Genomic DNA, 18,006 nt, shown 5'->3' with positions numbered 1-18,006 from the left:
TCCGCGCACATGACCGACGACACGACCGGCGCCCCGCACGAGCCGGGCAGCCAGTGGTACGACAGCGAAGCCGGGCCCCTGGTCCGCCCGTACGCCATGACAGGAGGACGTACCAAACCCGGACCCAGCGGCGTGCACTTCGACCTGATCGCCCTCGTCACGCTGGCCACCACGGCGCGCGGCACCGACGACGACACCGCGCTCGGGCCGGAACACCGGACCCTGATCGAACTGTGCCTACCGGAGACACAGTCGGTCGCCGAACTCGCCGCGGGCGCCGACCTGCCCGTGGGAGTCGTCAGGGTGCTCCTGGGCGACCTCCTGGAACTGGGGTGTGTCACCGTCAGCCGCCCGGTACCGCCCGCGCAGCTTCCCGACGAGCGGATCCTGCGCGAGGTGATCGAGGGATTGCGAGCGCTGTAGATGAGACACCGAACAGGAACGAGGCGGTCGCATCGAGCCAAAAGCGGTCCAACCCCGCGATGGGCGGCCGCAGTTGTCATGATGCTGACCTCGCACAGCGACCTCGAACGATGCCGGTACTCCCGAGAGAAGTGATCGATGGTCTCCGAGCACTCCGACGCCCCCGACGGCGAGACGGCCGCCCTGGCGTTGAAAATTCTGGTCGCCGGCGGATTCGGCGTGGGCAAGACCACCCTGGTGGGCGCGGTCAGCGAGATCAGGCCGCTGCGCACCGAGGAAATGCTCAGCGAGGCCGGTCAGTTGGTGGACGACACCGACGGTGTGGACCAGAAGGTCACCACGACCGTCGCCATGGACTTCGGGCGCATCACCATCCGGTCCGGCCTGTCCCTGTACCTCTTCGGCACCCCCGGCCAGGACCGCTTCTGGTTCCTGTGGGACGAACTGTCACAGGGCGCCCTGGGCGCCGTCGTCCTCGCGGACACCCGGCGCCTGGAGGACTGCTTCCCCGCCGTGGACTACTTCGAGCACCGGCACATCCCGTTCGTCGTGGCCGTCAACTGCTTCGCGGGCGCCCGGGCCTACGGCGCCCACGACGTCTCACGCGCCCTCGATCTGGACCAGGGGACACCGGTCGTGCTCTGCGACGCCAGGGACCGCGACTCGGGCAAGGAGGTGCTGATCCGACTCGTCGAGTACGCCGGGCGGATGCACACCGCCCGGCTGCTCAACTCGGTCGGCTGACCCGTGCCGACCGTGCCGACCGGCTGTGCGGGCCCTTGTCAGTCGGCCACGTCCTGCTCCGCCAGCACCTTGTCGATCGTGACGCGGACGAGGAGTTCGCCCGGGACACCGTTGCGGGCCCCGAACTCCTCCGCGCGCTCCTCACCCATGTACCGCGCCCCGATACGACCGGCCCAGTGCCTCAGCTCCTGGAGATCGTCCGAGACCCGGGCGCGGCCCTGGACGACCACGAAGGCGTACGGCGGCCGGTCGTCGTCCACGCACAGCGCAACACGGCCGTCACGGACCAGGTTGCGGCCCTTCACACTCGAACTGCCGGTGTTGAACACCACCTCGTCCCCATCGAGCACGAACCAGATCGGGGTCACATGCGGACGTCCGTCGGCTCGCACGGTCGACAGCTTCGCGGTGCGCGTGCCGTGCGAGACGAACGCGCGCCATTCCTCATCGGTCATCTTCTTCGCCATGCCACCCATCCTCCTTGCCCGAGGACCGGATCGTCGGGAAGGGTTGGCGAAGAGATCCTCCGCTGCAGGGGGAGACATCTACACGGGGAGACCGGAACATGGCGCAGAACCAGGGGCTTGACTGGCTACTGGACGATCTGACGGAGCGCGTCGATCATGTGCGACACGCGCTGGTGCTGTCCAACGACGGTCTGGTGACCGGCGCGAGTACGGGGCTGCGGCGCGAGGACGCCGAGCACCTCGCCGCCGTCTCGTCCGGACTGCACAGCCTGGCCAAGGGCTCGGGACGACACTTCGGCGCGGGCAGAGTACGCCAGACGATGGTCGAGTTCGACGATGCGGTGCTGTTCGTCACCGCGGCGGGCACCGGAAGCTGTCTGTGCGTGCTCAGTGGCGCGGACGCCGACATCGGTCAGATCGCCTACGAGATGACCCTGCTCGTCAACCGGGTCGGCGAGCACCTCGACGTGGACGCCCGAAAGCCTGAACAGACACCACTCACAGACGTCTGACCTGCTGGTTCGTCGTCCCTCGCGGAGTTATCCACAGGCCTGCCACAAGATCCGGCAGACCGGCTACGGTTTTGTCACGGCGAACGCACAGAGCGTGAGCCACTGACTCCACGGGGGAGACCGACCATGTCCGGCGACATCATCACGACCACGCACCGACTCGCCTGCACACCGAGCCGCGCGGCCCGGGAACTGGGATTGAAGCGAGGGGAGTTGGACCTCGCCGTCCACCTCGGGCTCATTCGGACCGTGCCCGACGAGGGCGGTGGAGGCCGACGCGTCCCACGGTCCGAGATCGACCGGGTGAGTTCGGGCGACGGCTTCCCCGAATCGCTGCGGGAGCGGGTGAAGGTCGTGGGCACGACCGAGGGCGCGGACGTCATGGCCGTGCCCGCCGGAAGGTTCACACGGCTCGCCCGGCTGGGCCTGGTGGTGCCGGTGACCTTTTATCTGAACCGCTATCGAGCCGTGGTCTGGCTGTATCTGGCCGAGGAGTTGACGCGGTTCGCCGCCGATGAGAAGAACGCCCCACTGCTGAACGACCGCCGTATGCCCGAAGGACTGCGCGGCATGCTCGACACGGGCATGGACCTGCGGCCACGCAACTGGCGCGGACGCCACCGGGGATTCCTGCTGCGCCTGGCCGACGACCCGTGGGAGAGCGCCGGCGCGCTGGCCGCGTTTCTCGATCCCGTCCAGATCGCGGAGCTCGTCCCCGACCCGTATGAACGCTCCCACCTGAACCGCTTCCGGCCGGGCCCACCCACGTCCGGCGCACCGGGCTCGCCCTTCGCGCTCATCGCCGAGCGGATCATGACGGCGGACGACCCGGACGAGATCAGCCTGCTGCGGGCCGATCTGACGGCCGTTCTCGAGGACGCCCGCAGGATGCGGCCCGCGCCGCGACCCATGGCCCAACGGGTCCCGGCGCCGGCACATCCGGGGCTCCCCGGCTCGCCCCGGCCCGAGGAGCCGGAACGGCCGCGCGGCTGGCTGCGGCGGCTCCGGCGCGGGACTGCGCGGGCTACAGCGCCCTGAACAGTCCTTCCTGGACGACGGACACCAGCAGGCGTCCCTCCAGGTCGTAGATCCGCCCACGGGCGAGTCCCCGCCCGCCGGTCGCGATCGGCGACTCCTGGTCGTACAGGAACCACTCGTCCGCGCGGAAGGGCCGGTGGAACCACATGGCGTGGTCCAGCGACGCGATGTCGAAACTCCGTGGGCCCCACAGCGGCTCGACGGGGATGCGGACCGCGTCCAGAAGGGTCATGTCGCTGGCGTAGGTCAGCGCGCAGGTGTGCACGACCGGATCGTCGCCCAGCGGCCCGACCGCGCGCATCCACACCGCGCTGCGCGGCTCGGCGCCCTTGACGTCCTCCTCGGTCCAGCGCAGCCGGTCGACATAGCGGATGTCGAACGGCTGCCGCCGGGCCATCCGCTCCAACTGCTCCGGCAGCGTGCCCAGATGCTCCCGGATCTCGTCGGTGACCGTCGGCAGCGACTCCGGGTCCGGGACCTTGCGGGCCGGCGGCAACTGGTGCTCGAAGCTCCCCTGTTCAGGCTTGTGAAAGGAGGCGGTGAGATTGAAGATCGTGCGGCCCTGCTGCACGGCGGTGACCCGGCGGGTCGTGAACGACCTGCCGTCCCGCACCCGTTCGACCTGGTACACGATCGGCACCCCCGGCCGCCCCGGGCGCAGGAAGTACGCGTGCAGCGAGTGCACGGGCCGGTCGCCGTCCGTGGTGCGCGCGGCGGCGACCAGTGCCTGGCCCGCCACCTGGCCGCCGAAGACCCGTTGCAGCGACTCCTGCGGGCTGCGGCCACGGAATATGTTGACCTCGATCTGCTCCAGGTCGAGCAGGTCGACGAGGCTCTCGGCCGGATTGGTCGTCATGGGTGGGATTCTCCTGTGCTCACAGCTGGCCTACGTCGGTGACGCGGACCACGGCGCGGCCTTCCGCGTCGGAGGCGTCGAGGTCGATCTCCGCGCTGATGCCCCAGTCATGGTCGCCGCCCGGGTCGTCGAAGATCTGGCGGACCCGCCACAGGCGGTTCGCCGGCTCCTCCTTGATCACGAGGAGCTTCGGGCCACGGGCGTCGGGTCCGGTGCCGAGGTCGTCGTACTCGTCCCAGTACTGGTCCATCGCCTCGCCCCAGGCGTCGGCGTCCCAGCCGGCGTCGGCGTCCATCTCGCCCAGCTCCTCGACCTGGTCGAGCGCGGCGAGCTCGACGCGGCGGAACATGGCGTTGCGGACGAGGACGCGGAAGGCGCGCGCGTTGGAGGTGACCGGCTTGACCTCGTCGGCCTTCTCCTGGGCCTCCTCGGCGGTCATCTCCTCCGGGTTGGCGAGCTGCTCCCACTCGTCGAGCAGGCTGGAGTCGACCTGACGCACCATCTCGCCGAGCCATTCGATCAGGTCCTGGAGGTCCTCGGACTTGAGGTCGTCCGGGATGTTGTGGTCGAGGGCCTTGAAGGCGCTGGCGAGGTAGCGCAGCACGATGCCCTCGGTGCGGGCCAGCTCGTAGAAGGAGACCAACTCCGTGAAGGACAGCGCCCGTTCGTACATGTCGCGGATGACGGACTTCGGCGACAGCGGATGGTCACCGACCCACGGGTGGCTCTTGCGGTACGTGTTGTACGCGTGGAAGAGCAGCTCCTCCAGGGGCTTGGGGTAGGTGATGTCCTGGAGACGCTCCATGCGCTCCTCGTACTCGACACCGTCCGCCTTCATCGCGGCGACGGCCTCGCCCTTCGCCTTGTTCAACTGGGCGACGAGGATCTGCCGGGGGTCGTCCAGGGTGGACTCGACGACGGAGACCATGTCCAGGGCGTAGGAAGGGGACTCCGGGTCCAGCAGCTCGAACGCGGCCAGCGCGAAGGTGGACAGCGGCTGATTGAGCGCGAAGTCCTGCTGGAGGTCGACCGTGAGGCGAACGATCCGGCCGGTGGCGTCCGGCTCGTCGAGCTTTTCCACGATGCCGCCGTCCAGCAGCGACCGGTAGATCGCGATCGCGCGCCGGATGTGCCGCAGCTGCTGCTTGCGCGGCTCGTGGTTGTCCTCCAGCAGATGCCGCATCGCCTCGAAGGCGTTGCCGGGCCGGGCGATCACCGACAGCAGCATGGTGTGCGTCACCCGGAAACGGGACGTCAGCGGCTCCGGTTCGGAGGCGATGAGCTTCTCGAAGGTGTTCTCCGTCCAGGCGACGAAACCCTCGGGCGCCTTCTTGCGCACGACCTTGCGGCGCTTCTTCGGGTCGTCACCGGCCTTGGCGAGCGCCTTCTCGTTCTCGATGACATGCTCGGGCGCCTGGGCCACGACAAAACCCGCCGTGTCGAAGCCCGCGCGTCCGGCGCGCCCGGCGATCTGGTGGAACTCGCGGGCGCGCAGCGTGCGGACGCGGTTGCCGTCGTACTTGGTCAGGGCCGTGAACAGCACCGTGCGGATGGGGACGTTGACCCCCACGCCGAGCGTGTCCGTGCCGCAGATGACCTTCAGCAGACCCGCCTGCGCCAGCTTCTCCACAAGCCGCCGGTACTTCGGCAGCATGCCGGCGTGATGCACACCGATGCCGTGCCGCACGTAACGGGACAGGTTGCGGCCGAACTTGGTGGTGAAGCGGAAGTTGCCGATCAGCTCGGCGATCTGGTCCTTCTCCTCGCGCGAGCACATGTTGATGCTCATCAGCGCCTGCGCCCGCTCCACGGCCTGCGCCTGCGTGAAGTGCACGATGTAGACCGGCGCCTGCTTGGTCTCCAGCAGCTCGGTCAGGGTCTCGGTGAGCGGAGTGAGCTTGTACTCGTAGGACAGCGGCACGGGACGGGTGGCCGAGCGCACCACCGACGTCGGGCGGCCGGTGCGGCGGGTGAGGTCCTTCTCGAACATCGAGACGTCGCCGAGGGTGGCCGACATCAGGATGAACTGCGCCTGCGGCAGCTCCAGGATCGGGATCTGCCAGGCCCAGCCCCGGTCCGCCTCCGCGTAGAAGTGGAACTCGTCCATGACGACCTGGCCCACATCCGCGTCCTTGCCGTCGCGCAGTGCGATCGACGCCAGCACCTCCGCGGTGCAGCAGATCACCGGGGCGTCGGCGTTGACGGACGCGTCGCCGGTGAGCATGCCGACGTTCTCGGTGCCGAAGATCTTGCACAGCTCGAAGAACTTCTCCGAGACGAGTGCCTTGATCGGAGCGGTGTAGAAGGTGACCTCGTCACGGGCCAGCGCGGCGAAGTGGGCGCCGGCGGCGATCATGCTCTTGCCGGAGCCGGTGGGCGTCGACACGATCACGTTCGCGCCGGAGACCACCTCGATCAGCGCCTCCTCCTGGTGGGGGTAGAGGGTGAGCCCGCGCTCCTCGGCCCACGACTCGAAGGCTTCGTAGAGGGCGTCGGGGTCGGCGGTCGGCGGCAACTGATCGATGAGGGTCACCCACCCATCTTGCCTGTCCTCCTCCCGCATCGGGGAATCGGCTGCGGGTGCGAAGATCGCGAACGCTACGCTGTGTCGCCGACGACAAGTCAGCGATCCCGGTCAACTGGACAGCGGCACACGAGGAATGGGGCGGGCAACGGCGATGATGGGACCAGCACACTCTCTGTCGGGCGCGGCAGCCTGGCTCGGCGTCGGAGCGGCGGCCGCCGCTGCCGGGCACGGGATGCCCTGGCCGGTCCTCCTCGTCGGCGCGCTGATATGCGCCGGGGCGGCCCTCGCCCCGGACCTCGACCACAAGGCGGCCACGATCTCCCGGGCCTTCGGACCGCTGTCGCGCTGGCTGTGCGAGATCGTCGACAAGCTGTCGTACGCCGTCTACAAGGCGACGAAGAAGCAGGGCGATCCGCGTCGCTCCGGTGGGCACCGCACGCTCACGCACACCTGGCTGTGGGCGGTGCTGATCGGCGGGGGCACCTCGGTGCTGGCGATCACCGGTGGCCGTTGGGCGGTGCTGGCGATCCTCTTCGCGCACATGGTGCTGGCCATCGAGGGCCTGCTGTGGCGGGCGACCCGGGGCTCCAGCAGCGACGTCCTGGTCTGGCTGCTGGCGGCGACCAGCGCGTGGATCCTCGCGGGTGTGCTGGACAAGCCGGGCAACGGCGCGGACTGGCTGTTCACGGCGCCGGGCCAGGAGTACTTGTGGCTGGGGCTGCCGATCGTGCTGGGTGCGCTGGTGCACGACATCGGGGACGCCCTGACCGTCTCCGGGTGCCCGATCCTGTGGCCGATCCCGGTGGGCCGCAAGCGCTGGTACCCGGTGGGCCCGCCCAAGGCCATGCGGTTCCGGGCGGGGAGCTGGGTCGAGCTCAAGGTGCTGATGCCGGCGTTCATGGTGCTCGGTGGGGTGGGCTGCGCGGCGGCGCTCAACGTGATCTGAGCGGGGGCGGGACTGCAGGGCACGGCATCGGCGGCCCGCCTGCGCGACCGGAACCTGCAGCACCGCGCAGCCGCATCCCATGGATCTCCGGCGTGCTCACCCGAGTCCCCGCCGGATCAGCTTCCTTCTCCCGCTCCGCCGCCGTACCGCCGCTCGAAGGCGGCGACGCGGCCCTCCGAGTCCAGCGTTCGGGCCTTGCCGGTGTAGAAGGGATGGCTCTCCGAGGAGATCTCGACGTCCACGACCGGGTAGGTCTCGCCGTCGTCCCACTCGATGGTCTGGTCGCTGGCCGCCGTGGAGCGGGTCAGGAAGGCGTAGCCTGCGGCGCGGTCGCGGAAGACGACCGGGTGGTAGTCGGGGTGGTGCTTGTCCTGCTGCATGCGAACTCCTCGGGTGGCGGTATCGGCGTGGCCGACGGCCCGGGGCCGAATGGTGCCGCCGACAGAGTGGGGCCTGCCCTCGCGGCGGTCGTGTGGGCAGCGGCAGCGGTACGGAGACTGCTGCCGGCGTCGGTCGCACGGGGGCCACGGGTGTCAGCCGTACAGGGCGTCCTCGTCCACGATGTGCATCGCGGCCTCCTCGGCGGACGCCGCCGCGCCGTCGATGCCCACGTCCGTCGCGACGAGCGCGCTCTCCTCGTCCTCGTGGGCGCCTTCGTCGGGGGCCACGAGGCGACCGGAGCGCATGGCGCCGACCTCGTTGTCGAGGAGTTCGCCGTCGGTGCCGTCGGTGTCTCCGAGGCCGTCGCTGTCGGGCGCGGCGAGGTCCGGAAGCTCCTCGGCGAGTCGCTGGTCGAGAGTCTCGCCCTGGTGGCGCTCGGCCGCCGTGACACCGGTGTGCTCGACCGCCCAGGGGCGCTCCGGAGGGGACCAGCCCCGGTCGAGGGGGTCGTCGACGCCGTCGTTCTCCAGGGTGTCCTCCGCGTCCAGCAGCCCCGTGTCCTCACGTTGGTCGGATGCGTCGGGCTGGTAGACGTCGTCACCCCATCCGTCGGCGCTGTTCACGGGTACCTCCAGGTGGTGCGGACGGGCCCGAACCCACCGCGCTCGGCGGCGGGCCGTCGCGGCGCGGGGCACAGGCCGCACCCGGCGCGAACCGCGAGGTTCCCGGGTGCTCCCCGAACCGGTGCCGTTATCCAGCCTTCCACCCCTTTTCGTCCCGGCGCAACGCCACGGGACAAAGGCGGGCTGTCCGGGCCTCCCGAGCGGGGATCCGCGCGGTCGCATCGGCCGGGTCAACCGCGTCTACCGAGGGGATCCACGCCGTCGCATCGCCCGAGTCGACCGAGCCCACCCCGGCCTGCCGACCGCACCCGGCAGCCCGCCCCAGGCCCCTGCCATGCAGCGAGCCGCGTTCCCGGCCGCCGCGCCCCTGGTCGCCGAGCTCCACAGACCCACACTCCGGGCCTCGGCCGACCGGGCCACCCGGCCGAGGCCACCCGCGCCACCAGCACGGGTCGGCAAGGCGCCCATCCCTGGCCGAGCGCCCACACTCACCCGATGCCGACCTCCGACCCGGCACGCCGCGCCCCTCGTCCAATAGGCCGTCCACCAAGGCTCCGGTCACCCAAGGCACGCCCCCTCCCGACCAAGGCCAAGACCGCCGATTCACCGAGCCCACGCGGGCGGCCCGGCGCCAGGCTCGCCGATCCACTGATCCCGCCCGGGCGGCCCGGCGCCAGGCCGGCCGATCCGCCGAGCCCGACCAGGCCCGGGGCCGAGCCCTGCCACTCATCGAGCCGAGCCGACCCCGGATTCAATCCCTGTCACTCGCCGCGCCCAACCACCCCCACCCCCCGCATCAACAATCCCTACTCACCCATGCCAAGACCGCCACAACGCCGCGTAAGCCCCATCCGCCCTGACCAGCTCCTCATGGCTGCCCAGTTCGCTGATCCGGCCGTTCTCCACGACCGCGATGACGTCCGCGTCGTGGGCGGTGTGGAGGCGGTGGGCGATGGCCACGACGGTGCGGCCGTCGAGGACGCGGGCCAGGGAGCGTTCCAGGTGGCGCGCGGCGCGTGGGTCGAGCAGGGACGTCGCCTCGTCCAGGACCAGCGTGTGCGGATCGGCCAGCACCAGGCGGGCCAGGGCGATCTGCTGGGCCTGGGCCGGGGTGAGCGCGAAGCCGCCCGAGCCGACCTCGGTGTCGAGGCCTTCGTCGAGCGCACGGGCCCAGTCGGCCGCGTCGACCGCGCCCAGCGCCGCCCACAGCTCGGCGTCGGTCGCGTCGGTCCGGGCCAGCAGCAGGTTGTCGCGCAGGGAGCCCACGAAGACGTGGTGCTCCTGGTTGACCAGCGCCACATGGGAGCGGACCCGTTCGGCGGTCATCCGGGACAGTTCGGCGCCGCCGAGGGTGATCCGGCCGTCCCGGGGCGCGTAGATACCGGCCAGCAGCCTGCCCAGGGTCGACTTGCCGGCGCCCGAGGGGCCGACCAGGGCCAGTCGGGTGCCGGGCGCGACCTCCAGGGAGATCTTGCGCAGCACGTCCACGCCCTCCAGGTAGCCGAAGTGCACCTTGTCGGCGTGCACGTCGCGGCCGTCGGGCGCGAGCCCGGCGTCGCCGGCGTCCGGCTCGATGTCCCGGACGCCGACGAGCCGGGCCAGCGACACCTGGGCCACTTGGAGCTCGTCGTACCAGCGCAGGATCAGCCCGACCGGGTCGACCAGCATCTGCGCGATCAGCGCACCCGTCGTGAGCTGACCGACGCCGATCCAGCCCTGCAGTACGAACACACCGCCGACCATGAGGACCGAGGCGAGGATCAACACGTGGGTGACGTTGATGAACGGGAAGAGCACCGACCGCAGCCAGAGCGTGTAGCGCTCCCAGGCCGTCCACTCCTTGATCCGCCGGTCCGACAGCTCGACGCGGCGCTCGCCGAGGCGGTGCGCCTCGACGGTGTGCCCGGCGTCCACGGTCTCGGCGAGGGCGGCGGCCACGGCGGCGTACCCGGCGGCCTCCGAGCGGTAGGCGGACGGCGCCCGCTTGAAGTACCAGCGGCAGCCGATCACCAGCAGCGGCACCGCGATCAGCACGGCGGCGGCCAGTGGCGGCGCGGTGACGACGAGCCCGCCGAGCAGCAGGACCACCCACACCGCGCCGATCGCGAGCTGGGGCACCGCCTCGCGCATGGCGTTGGCCAAGCGGTCGATGTCCGTCGTGATCCGGGACAGCAGATCGCCGGTCCCGGCCCGCTCCAGCACACCGGGCGGCAGGCCGACCGAGCGGACGAGGAAGTCCTCGCGCAGATCGGCCAGCATCCGTTCGCCGAGCATCGCCCCGCGCAGCCGCACCTGCCGTACGAACACCGCCTGGACGGCGAGCGCGACGGCGAACAGTCCGACCGTGAGTTCCAGATGGAGGTCGCGTTCGGCGACGCCGTCGGACACCCGTTCCACCAGTCCGCCCAGCAGCCACGGGCCTGCCATCGAGGCCACCACCGCGACCGTGTTGACGGTGATGAGGAGCAGGAAGGCGCGGCGGTGCCGGCGGAACAGCTCGACCACGTAGGCACGCACGGTCGCGGGGGCGCCGACCGGCAGGGTGTTCGCCGTCGTCGGGGCCGCCGGGTCGTACTCCGGTGGCGCAAGGCCGATCATGCCGACTCCTCGATCTCTTCCAGTTCCTTCAGCACGTCCTCGAGGGCGGACCCCGCGCCGCGTCCGTCCTTGAGAGCGGACCCGGCGCCATGTCCGTCCTTGAGAGCAGGCCCCACGCCATGTCCGTCGGTGGGCGCAGACCCCGCGCCACGTCCGCCCTCGCCGTCGGCCCCCGCATCCGGAGCGTCGTTCCGGGCCGCCGCCGACTCCTCGTCGGTCTCGCGGGTCACCACGGCCCGGTACCGAGGCTCGGCGTGCACCAGCTCGCGGTGTACGCCCACCGCCGCGACCTCGCCCTCGTGGACGAGGACCACCCGGTCGGCGCGGTCCAGGAGCAGGGGAGACGACGTGAACACCACGGTCGTGCGTCCCGACCGCAGGTTTCGCACGCCCTCCGCGACGCGCGCCTCCGTGTGCGAGTCGACGGCCGAGGTCGGCTCGTCCAGGACGAGCACCTCGGGGTCCGTGATCAGCGACCGGGCGAGCGCGAGGCGCTGGCGCTGGCCGCCGGACAGGGACCGGCCGCGCTCGGTGATCCGGGCGTCCATCGGGTCCTCGACGCCGAGCGACCCCTGGACCAGCGCCGCCAGGACGTCCTCGCACTGCGCGGCCGCCAGCGCCTCCTCCGCGCCGACGTCGCCCGACCTGGGCACGTCGAAGAGCTCGCGCAGCGTGCCGGAGAGCAGCACCGGGTCCTTGTCCTGCACCAGCACGGCCGTGCGGGCGCGGTCGAGGGGCAGTTCGTCGAGGGGGACGCCGCCGAGGAGCACCGAGGTGCCCTCCTCCCAGGGGTGTCCGCCGAGCCGTTCGGCCAGGCGGCCCGCCGTGTCCGGGTCGCCGCACACCACCGCGGTGAGCCGGCCGGTGGGGGCGAGCAGGCCGGTGGCCGGGTCGTACAGATCCCCGGACAGACCCCCGGAAGGCAGCTCGGTCACGTCGAGCGACCCGCCCGTGTCGGTGGCCCGCTCCAGGGACAGCACGTGCGCGGCGCGCCGGGCCGAGGGCCGGGAGAAGGAGTAGGCCATGGCGATCTCTTCGAAGTGCCGCAGCGGGTAGGTGAGAATCATGATCGAGCTGTAGACGGCGACCAGTTCGCCGACGCCGACCCGGCCCTCGCGGGCCAGGTGGACGCCGTACCAGACCACCGCGATCAGCAGCAGCCCCGGCATCAGCACCTGGATCGCGGAGATCAGGGCCCACATCCGGGCGCTGCGCACGGCCGCGTGGCGGACTTCCTGGGAGGCGCCGCGGTAGCGGTCGAGGAAGAGTTCCTCGCCGCCGATGCCGCGCAGGACGCGCAGGCCGGCGACGGTGTCGGAGGCCAGCTCGGTGGCGCGGCCCGCCTTCTCGCGCTGGAAGTCGGCCCGCCGGGTCGCGCGCGGCAGCAGCGGCAGCACGGCGACCGCCAGTACCGGAAGGCCCACGGCGACGACCACACCGAGTGCCGGCTGGTAGACGACCAGCCCGACGCAGACCGCCACGACGGTGAGGGCCGCCGCGGTGAAGCGCGACCAGGCCTCGACGAACCAGCCGATCTTCTCGACGTCACCGGTGGAGACGGCCACGACCTCGCCGGCCGCGACGCGGCGGGTGAGCGCCGAGCCCAGTTGGGCGGTCTTGCGGGCCAGTACCTGCTGGACGCGGGCGGCGGCCGTGATCCAGTTGGTGACGGCGGCGCGGTGCAGGAAGGTGTCGCCGATGGCGTTTCCGGCAGAGCACAGCAGAAGCAGTCCGCCCGCGAGGGCGAGTCGGGTGCCGGAGCGGTCGACGACGGCCTGTACGGCGAAGCCGACACAGAACGGCAGCGCGGAGACGGACAGGAAGTGCACCAGGCCCCAGGCCAGGGCTTTGGCCTGGCCGCCCAGTTGGTTCCTGAAGAGCCACCACAGGAATCGGGGACCTGAGTGTGCGTCCGGCACACCCGGGTCGGGATACGGAAGATCTCGAATCTGCATGACGTCCCAGTGGCTCGTGTCAGTGGGGGGGAGGGATCGGGGGTCGGTCTACGGTCGATGCGCGCAGAGCGGGCAGCGCCCGGCGGCAGCAAACCGTGACAGGTTCGCGTCGCAGCGTGGCCGGGCGCAAACGGTTTTCCGGGGCGTCGCGCACTTCCGGCCCGCCCGGACAGCCTGCTGACCACCGGTCAGGCCCCGCCGGCGAGCACGGTGCGACCATGGAACGATGCGGAACGGTGGAGCATGGCGTGCGTTGGCCGTGACGGCGGCCGTTGGTTCCCTGCTGACGACCCTGAGCGCGTGCGGCGGCGCGCAGCGCGGAGCGGGCGACGCGGGCGTGGGTGTGGGCAAGCCCGCCCCCACCCGCTCGGCCGCCGCCCCCGTCGATCGGACCCGCATCCCGGACTTCGGCGACCGATGGCAGCGGCGCATCCCCGCCGACTCCCGCCAGGTCGTGGCGGTCTACGGCGCCGGAAAGGACTCCCCGGACTCCACCGTCGTGCTCTACACCAGGCATGGCTCCACCTGGGACCGCGTGCGCAGTTGGCCCGCGCACAACGGCAGGAAGGGCTGGACCACCGACCACCACGAGGGCGACAACCGCAGCCCCGTAGGCGTGTTCACGCTCGGCGACGCGGGCGGCGTACTGAAGAACCCCGGATCCAGGCTGCCGTACACGAGGTCGGCCGCCTTCGCCGCGCCGCGCTGGTGGGCGAAGTCGTACTGGCACGACTTCGACTACGTCATCGCCATCGACTACAACCGGATCAAGGGCACTCCGCCCAACGACCCCACCCGCCCCCAGGGCGAGCACAAGGGCGGCGGCATCTGGCTGCACATGGACCACGGCAGCGGCACGTCGGCCTGTGCGAGCGTGTCCGAATCGGCCATGGAGTACCTGCTGCGCACGCTCGATCCGGCCCGGCATCCCGTGGTGGTGATGGGTGACAGGGCCGACCTGAAAGGCTCGCACTGACGGGGGCCTCATTGCGGCGGACGCCCGACTCCCCGTAGAACACCGCCCATGAAGAGACGGATCGTCATGTCCATGTTCGCCGGGGCGACCCTCCTGGCGACCTCACTCCTCGGGGCGTCCCCCGCCCAATCAGCCGGTGCACCCGCCCAATCTGCCCGTGTGCCCGCGCAGCTGTCCGATGAGCGAGCCCGATCGGTCGATGTCCCGGCAGAGTTCGGCACCGACTGGCACGACCCCATCACCGCCGCCCCACCCGTCACCAAGCCCTCCGGCAAGTCCTGCCAGGTCACCGTCGCCAAGGCCCAGTTCCGCGACTTCACCCCGTACCGGGGCACCTACGCACCGCCCGACGGCTGCGGCGATCGCTGGAGCAAGGTCGTGCTGCGCATGGACGGCAAGGTCAAGGGCCGCCAGTACGACCGGCTCGGCTATCTGCACATCGGCGGGGTCGAGGTCTTCCGTACGTCGACTCCGGAGCCGTCCCCCGACGGCATCGAGTGGTCCGTGGAGAAGGACGTCACGCGCTACGGCGACACCCTCCGCCGCGGCCAGGACGTCGAGATGCTCATCGGCAACGTCGTCAACGACACCTACACCGGCATCATCGACGTCAAGGTCACCCTGACGTTCTACACGGGCCGCCCCGCCGCCGCCCCCGACCGCGTCCTCACCCTCCAGGACGGCACCCTCACCACCCCGCGCAACAGCGAACGCATCGTCGCCGAGGTGTACGCCACCGGCTCCGGCGGCGGCTGCGAGGAGTTCTGGTACCTGTCCGCACCCGACCCGGCGCCCTACTCCTGCAAGGCCGCCGACGGCCCCTATCGAGAGGTGCAGATCAAGGTGGACGGCCAACTGGCCGGCATCGCCGCGCCGTTCCCGCACGTGTGGACCGGCGGCTGGTCCAACCCCTTCCTCTGGTACGTCACCCCGGGGCCGCGCGCCTTCGACGTCAAGCCGATCGAATACGACCTGACGCCGTTCGCCGGCCTCCTCAACGACGGCCGCCCGCACCGCGTCGAGGTCCTGGTCGTCGGCGTTCCCGAGGGGCAGAGCGGCTGGAGCGCGCCCGTGAACGTCCTCGTCTGGCAGGACGCGAAGAGCGCGCACGTCACCGGCGAGCTCACCGAGCACCGCGTCGGCGACCTTGCCAACTCCTCGACCTACACGCCGGGTTCGCAGCACCGTGTGGACACGCAGGGCGGTCACCGGCTGACCGTCGCCGGATACGTCGACACCTCGCACGGCCGGGTGACGACCACCGTGCGCCGGTCGCTGGCGAACGACTCCGCGCACCGCTGGACCGACGGCGAGAACCTGGACGCCCTCGACGCGCGATGGACGGACGACCAGTCGGTCACCGTCGACGGACGCGGACCGGCCCGAACGACGCGCACCCAGCGGACGTACACGATGGACGGCTCCATCACGATCGGCGCGGGCGACCGGCTGCGCACGGTGCTGACCCTCGGTGACCGGGCCTCGGTCGCCACGACCGAGGGCGGGCGGCGGACCGCGTGGTCGTGGCTCGACGACACTGTCGAGGGCGATGCCGCCTGGACGTTGAACGTCCCGCGCGACCAGCGGCACGCGGTCGGCACGACGAGCGAGCGCTACCGGTGGTACGGCTCGGGCGGTTGCTACGACCGCTCTCTGACCAGCGTCCAAGGGGTGCTCACCGAGGACCGCCACCGCTGCTGAGGTGCCGTGTGTGCGATGCGTCACGCGGGGGGTGATTTACACGGATGCAACACGGAGGCCTTGTACAAGACCAACATCACCCGCAGAGTGATCGGCACGGAATGCGCTTTCCGTATCGCAGAAGTCCCCCGTCGCCCCATGGGCTTCTGTGTGCCGCCGTCCCCAAGGAGTGCCCGTGCCGCCGTCCGTACCGTCGCCGTCCCTGCCGCGACGCGTCGCACGCATGCTGCGTACCTCTCTGTTCGCGCAGGTCGCCTGCGCGATCGTGCTCGGAGTCGTCGTCGGGAAGCTGTGGCCCGACTTCGCCGCGGATCTGAAGCCGCTCGGCGACGGTTTCATCCGGCTCATCAAGACGATCATCTCGCCGCTCGTGTTCTGCGTGGTCGTCGTCGGCATCGCCAAGGCCGGTGACCTGAAGGCGTTCGGCCGGATCGGGCTGAAGGCCCTGATCTGGTTCGAGGTCGCGAGCACGCTCGCGCTGGTCATCGGGCTCCTCGCCGCCAATGTGGTGCAGCCGGGGTCCGGGATGAACGTCGACCCGTCCTCCCTCGACGCCTCCGCGGTCGACGAGAAGACGGGGGGCGGTCATCTGCCCTCGACGACCCAGTTCGTGCTGGACACCATTCCCACCTCCTTCATCGGAGCCTTCGCCGAGAACTCCCTGTTGCAGGTGCTGGTGCTGGCCTGTCTGGTGGGTGCCGCGCTGCTGCATCTCGGTCACACGAAGGTGCCGCAGGTGCTGCGCGCCATCGAGCAGGCGCAGGAGGTCATCTTCGCGATCGTCGGCTTCGTCATGCGGCTGGCGCCGCTCGCGGTGTTCGGCGCGATGGCCGTCCTGATCGGCAACTACGGCCTCGGCGTGATCGAGACGTACGGCAAGCTGATCGTCCTGTGCTACGCGGCCGCCGCGCTGTTCATCGTGCTCCTGGCGATCGCCCTGAGGGTCGTCACCGGGCTCAGCCTGTGGAAGTTCCTGCGGTACATCCGCGAGGAGATGCTGCTCGCGCTCGGCACCGCCTCCACCGAGTCGGTGCTGCCCCGGGTGATGCAGAAGCTGCGCAAGGCCGGCGCCCGTGACGACGCCGTGGGCCTGGTGCTGCCGACGGGCTACTCCTTCAACCTCGACGGCGCCTCGCTCTACCTGTCCATCGGCACGCTGTTCATCGCCCAGGCCGTGGGCGTGGATCTCAGCGTCGGTCAGCAGATCACCGTGATCCTGGTGCTGATGCTGACCAGCAAGGGCATGGCGGGCATCCCCGGCTCGGCGTTCCTCGCCCTGTCCGCGACCGCGTCCTCGCTGGGCGCCATCCCGGCCGGGGCCGTCGCCCTGCTGCTCGGCGTGGACCGCATCATGGACTCGATGCGCGTCGTCACCAACCTGCTCGGCAACTGCGTCGCCGTCTTCGCGGTCTCCCGCTGGGAGGGCGCGCTGGACAGGGACCGGGCCAAGAAGGTCCTGGACGGCGAGATCGTGGTCGACCTGGAGGAGGACGAGGAGAGCAAGGAGGGCGAGGAGCCGGGGACGCCGGAACTGGAGAAGAAGCCCGGGACGCCCGACGCCGCGGAGCCTGTCACCGCATCGGCCCGCACGGCCAAGGAGGCGGCCACCGAGGCCGGTTGACCTTCATTCGGCAACACGGGCCGCGGCCACCGCTCCAGCAACCCGGAGCGGTGGCCGCGGCCTTTCCTGTTCAGCGCCGCTCGGCGCTGTTCAGCAGCGTTCAGCACCCCCGCGCAGCGGTCCCGTCGATCAGCGTGTCCAGCAACTCGCCCAGCACCGCACGCTGATCGTCCGTCAGCGGCGCCAGGATCTCCTCGGCGGCCGAGCGCCGCGCGCCGTGCAGCTCCCGCAGGGCCTTGCGGCCGTCGTCGGTGATCTCGATCCGGATCACCCGCCGGTTCGTCGGATCGGGCACCCGCCGGACCTTCCCGCTCGCCTCCAGCCCGTCGACCAGCGTCGTCACCGCGCGCGGGACCACCTCCAGGCGCTCGGCGAGATCGGCCATCCGGGGCGGTGAGTCATAGTGCGCCAGTGTGCGCAGCAGGCGGGACTGGGCCGGGGTGATGCCCAGGCCGCACTCCTGGAGGTGACGTTTCTGGATCCGGTGCACCCGTCGGGTCAAGCGCAGCAACTGCTCGGCGAGCGGGCCGTCGGGATCGGGGGTGGTCATGCGGGAACAATATCAGGATCAGCCTCATTGTGAGTATAGGTAACAATGAGCTAAGCTCCGTCAGTCCGCATCGCCACACCTCCGTAGG

The 18,006-nt window shown here is 70.8% G+C and carries 16 protein-coding genes; 8 read left to right on the top strand and 8 right to left on the bottom strand.

What is annotated here, in order from left to right; genetic code table 11:
• Window positions 1-9 precede the first annotated feature (9 nt).
• Both ACP4J3_RS03675 and ACP4J3_RS03670 read left to right on the top strand, forming a co-directional pair.
• Entirely contained in the window at window positions 10-423 is a 414-nt protein-coding gene (locus ACP4J3_RS03675; RefSeq protein ID WP_426530290.1) for a DUF742 domain-containing protein, read from the top strand.
• 138 nt (window positions 424-561) lie between these two features.
• Complete coding sequence (locus ACP4J3_RS03670) at window positions 562-1,167, top strand: GTP-binding protein (protein WP_426530288.1); 606 nt, start codon at window positions 562-564, stop codon at window positions 1,165-1,167.
• A gap of 38 nt (window positions 1,168-1,205) precedes the next feature.
• On the opposite strand, the gene ACP4J3_RS03665 is transcribed toward ACP4J3_RS03670, so the two are convergent.
• Window positions 1,206-1,634, bottom strand: coding sequence for a PPOX class F420-dependent oxidoreductase (locus tag ACP4J3_RS03665; protein WP_426530286.1), 429 nt, complete (start codon window positions 1,632-1,634; stop codon window positions 1,206-1,208).
• A 98-nt stretch (window positions 1,635-1,732) separates the two neighbouring features.
• On the opposite strand from ACP4J3_RS03665, the gene ACP4J3_RS03660 reads away from it, so the two are divergent.
• Both ACP4J3_RS03660 and ACP4J3_RS03655 read left to right on the top strand, forming a co-directional pair.
• Window positions 1,733-2,146: a roadblock/LC7 domain-containing protein gene (locus ACP4J3_RS03660; protein ID WP_426530284.1), complete on the top strand. Its 414-nt coding sequence runs from the start codon at window positions 1,733-1,735 to the stop codon at window positions 2,144-2,146.
• A 126-nt stretch (window positions 2,147-2,272) separates the two neighbouring features.
• Window positions 2,273-3,184: a DUF6397 family protein gene (locus ACP4J3_RS03655; protein WP_426530282.1), complete on the top strand. Its 912-nt coding sequence runs from the start codon at window positions 2,273-2,275 to the stop codon at window positions 3,182-3,184.
• On the opposite strand, the gene ACP4J3_RS03650 is transcribed toward ACP4J3_RS03655, so the two are convergent.
• Together ACP4J3_RS03650 and ACP4J3_RS03645 are read right to left on the bottom strand one after the other, a co-directional pair.
• On the bottom strand, window positions 3,171-4,040 hold the full coding sequence (locus tag ACP4J3_RS03650) for an acyl-CoA thioesterase (RefSeq protein ID WP_426530280.1): 870 nt from the start codon (window positions 4,038-4,040) through the stop codon (window positions 3,171-3,173). The genes ACP4J3_RS03655 and ACP4J3_RS03650 overlap by 14 nt on opposite strands.
• A 19-nt stretch (window positions 4,041-4,059) precedes the next feature.
• Entirely contained in the window at window positions 4,060-6,573 is a 2,514-nt protein-coding gene (locus ACP4J3_RS03645; protein WP_426530278.1) for a DEAD/DEAH box helicase, read from the bottom strand.
• Between the two features lie 145 nt (window positions 6,574-6,718).
• On the opposite strand from ACP4J3_RS03645, the gene ACP4J3_RS03640 reads away from it, so the two are divergent.
• Entirely contained in the window at window positions 6,719-7,513 is a 795-nt protein-coding gene (locus ACP4J3_RS03640) for a metal-dependent hydrolase (protein ID WP_426530276.1), read from the top strand.
• Between the two features lie 116 nt (window positions 7,514-7,629).
• On the opposite strand, the gene ACP4J3_RS03635 is transcribed toward ACP4J3_RS03640, so the two are convergent.
• From ACP4J3_RS03635 to ACP4J3_RS03620, 4 genes are all read right to left on the bottom strand, one after another.
• Window positions 7,630-7,893, bottom strand: a complete 264-nt coding sequence (locus ACP4J3_RS03635; protein ID WP_426530274.1) for a type B 50S ribosomal protein L31 — start codon at window positions 7,891-7,893, stop codon at window positions 7,630-7,632.
• A gap of 153 nt (window positions 7,894-8,046) precedes the next feature.
• Window positions 8,047-8,517, bottom strand: a complete 471-nt coding sequence (locus ACP4J3_RS03630) for a DUF5709 domain-containing protein (RefSeq protein WP_426530271.1) — start codon at window positions 8,515-8,517, stop codon at window positions 8,047-8,049.
• 810 nt (window positions 8,518-9,327) lie between these two features.
• Window positions 9,328-11,115 (bottom strand): ABC transporter ATP-binding protein, encoded by a 1,788-nt coding sequence (locus ACP4J3_RS03625; RefSeq protein ID WP_426530269.1) that lies wholly within the window; start codon window positions 11,113-11,115, stop codon window positions 9,328-9,330.
• Window positions 11,112-13,070: an ABC transporter transmembrane domain-containing protein gene (locus tag ACP4J3_RS03620; RefSeq protein WP_426530267.1), complete on the bottom strand. Its 1,959-nt coding sequence runs from the start codon at window positions 13,068-13,070 to the stop codon at window positions 11,112-11,114. The genes ACP4J3_RS03625 and ACP4J3_RS03620 overlap by 4 nt, the downstream gene beginning before the upstream one ends.
• Window positions 13,071-13,296: 226 nt before the next feature.
• On the opposite strand from ACP4J3_RS03620, the gene ACP4J3_RS03615 reads away from it, so the two are divergent.
• The 3 genes from ACP4J3_RS03615 to dctA all read left to right on the top strand — a co-directional run bounded on the left by ACP4J3_RS03615 (window position 13,297) and on the right by dctA (window position 17,368).
• On the top strand, window positions 13,297-14,046 hold the full coding sequence (locus ACP4J3_RS03615; protein ID WP_426530265.1) for a hypothetical protein: 750 nt from the start codon (window positions 13,297-13,299) through the stop codon (window positions 14,044-14,046).
• A 48-nt stretch (window positions 14,047-14,094) separates the two neighbouring features.
• Window positions 14,095-15,747 (top strand): peptide-N4-asparagine amidase, encoded by a 1,653-nt coding sequence (locus ACP4J3_RS03610; protein ID WP_426530263.1) that lies wholly within the window; start codon window positions 14,095-14,097, stop codon window positions 15,745-15,747.
• A 175-nt stretch (window positions 15,748-15,922) separates the two neighbouring features.
• Window positions 15,923-17,368, top strand: a complete 1,446-nt coding sequence (gene dctA, locus ACP4J3_RS03605) for a C4-dicarboxylate transporter DctA (RefSeq protein ID WP_426530261.1) — start codon at window positions 15,923-15,925, stop codon at window positions 17,366-17,368.
• Between the two features lie 100 nt (window positions 17,369-17,468).
• Here dctA and ACP4J3_RS03600 read toward each other — a convergent pair whose 3' ends face one another.
• On the bottom strand, window positions 17,469-17,918 hold the full coding sequence (locus ACP4J3_RS03600) for a MarR family winged helix-turn-helix transcriptional regulator (RefSeq protein ID WP_426530260.1): 450 nt from the start codon (window positions 17,916-17,918) through the stop codon (window positions 17,469-17,471).
• Between the last annotated feature and the right edge of the window lie 88 nt (window positions 17,919-18,006).

It is taken from the genome of Streptomyces sp. UG1 (assembly GCF_049974585.1).
Lineage (GTDB): Bacteria > Actinomycetota > Actinomycetes > Streptomycetales > Streptomycetaceae > Streptomyces.
Note: the sequence above shows the minus strand (reverse complement) of the source record. Positions and strands in the feature narration are given on the sequence as shown.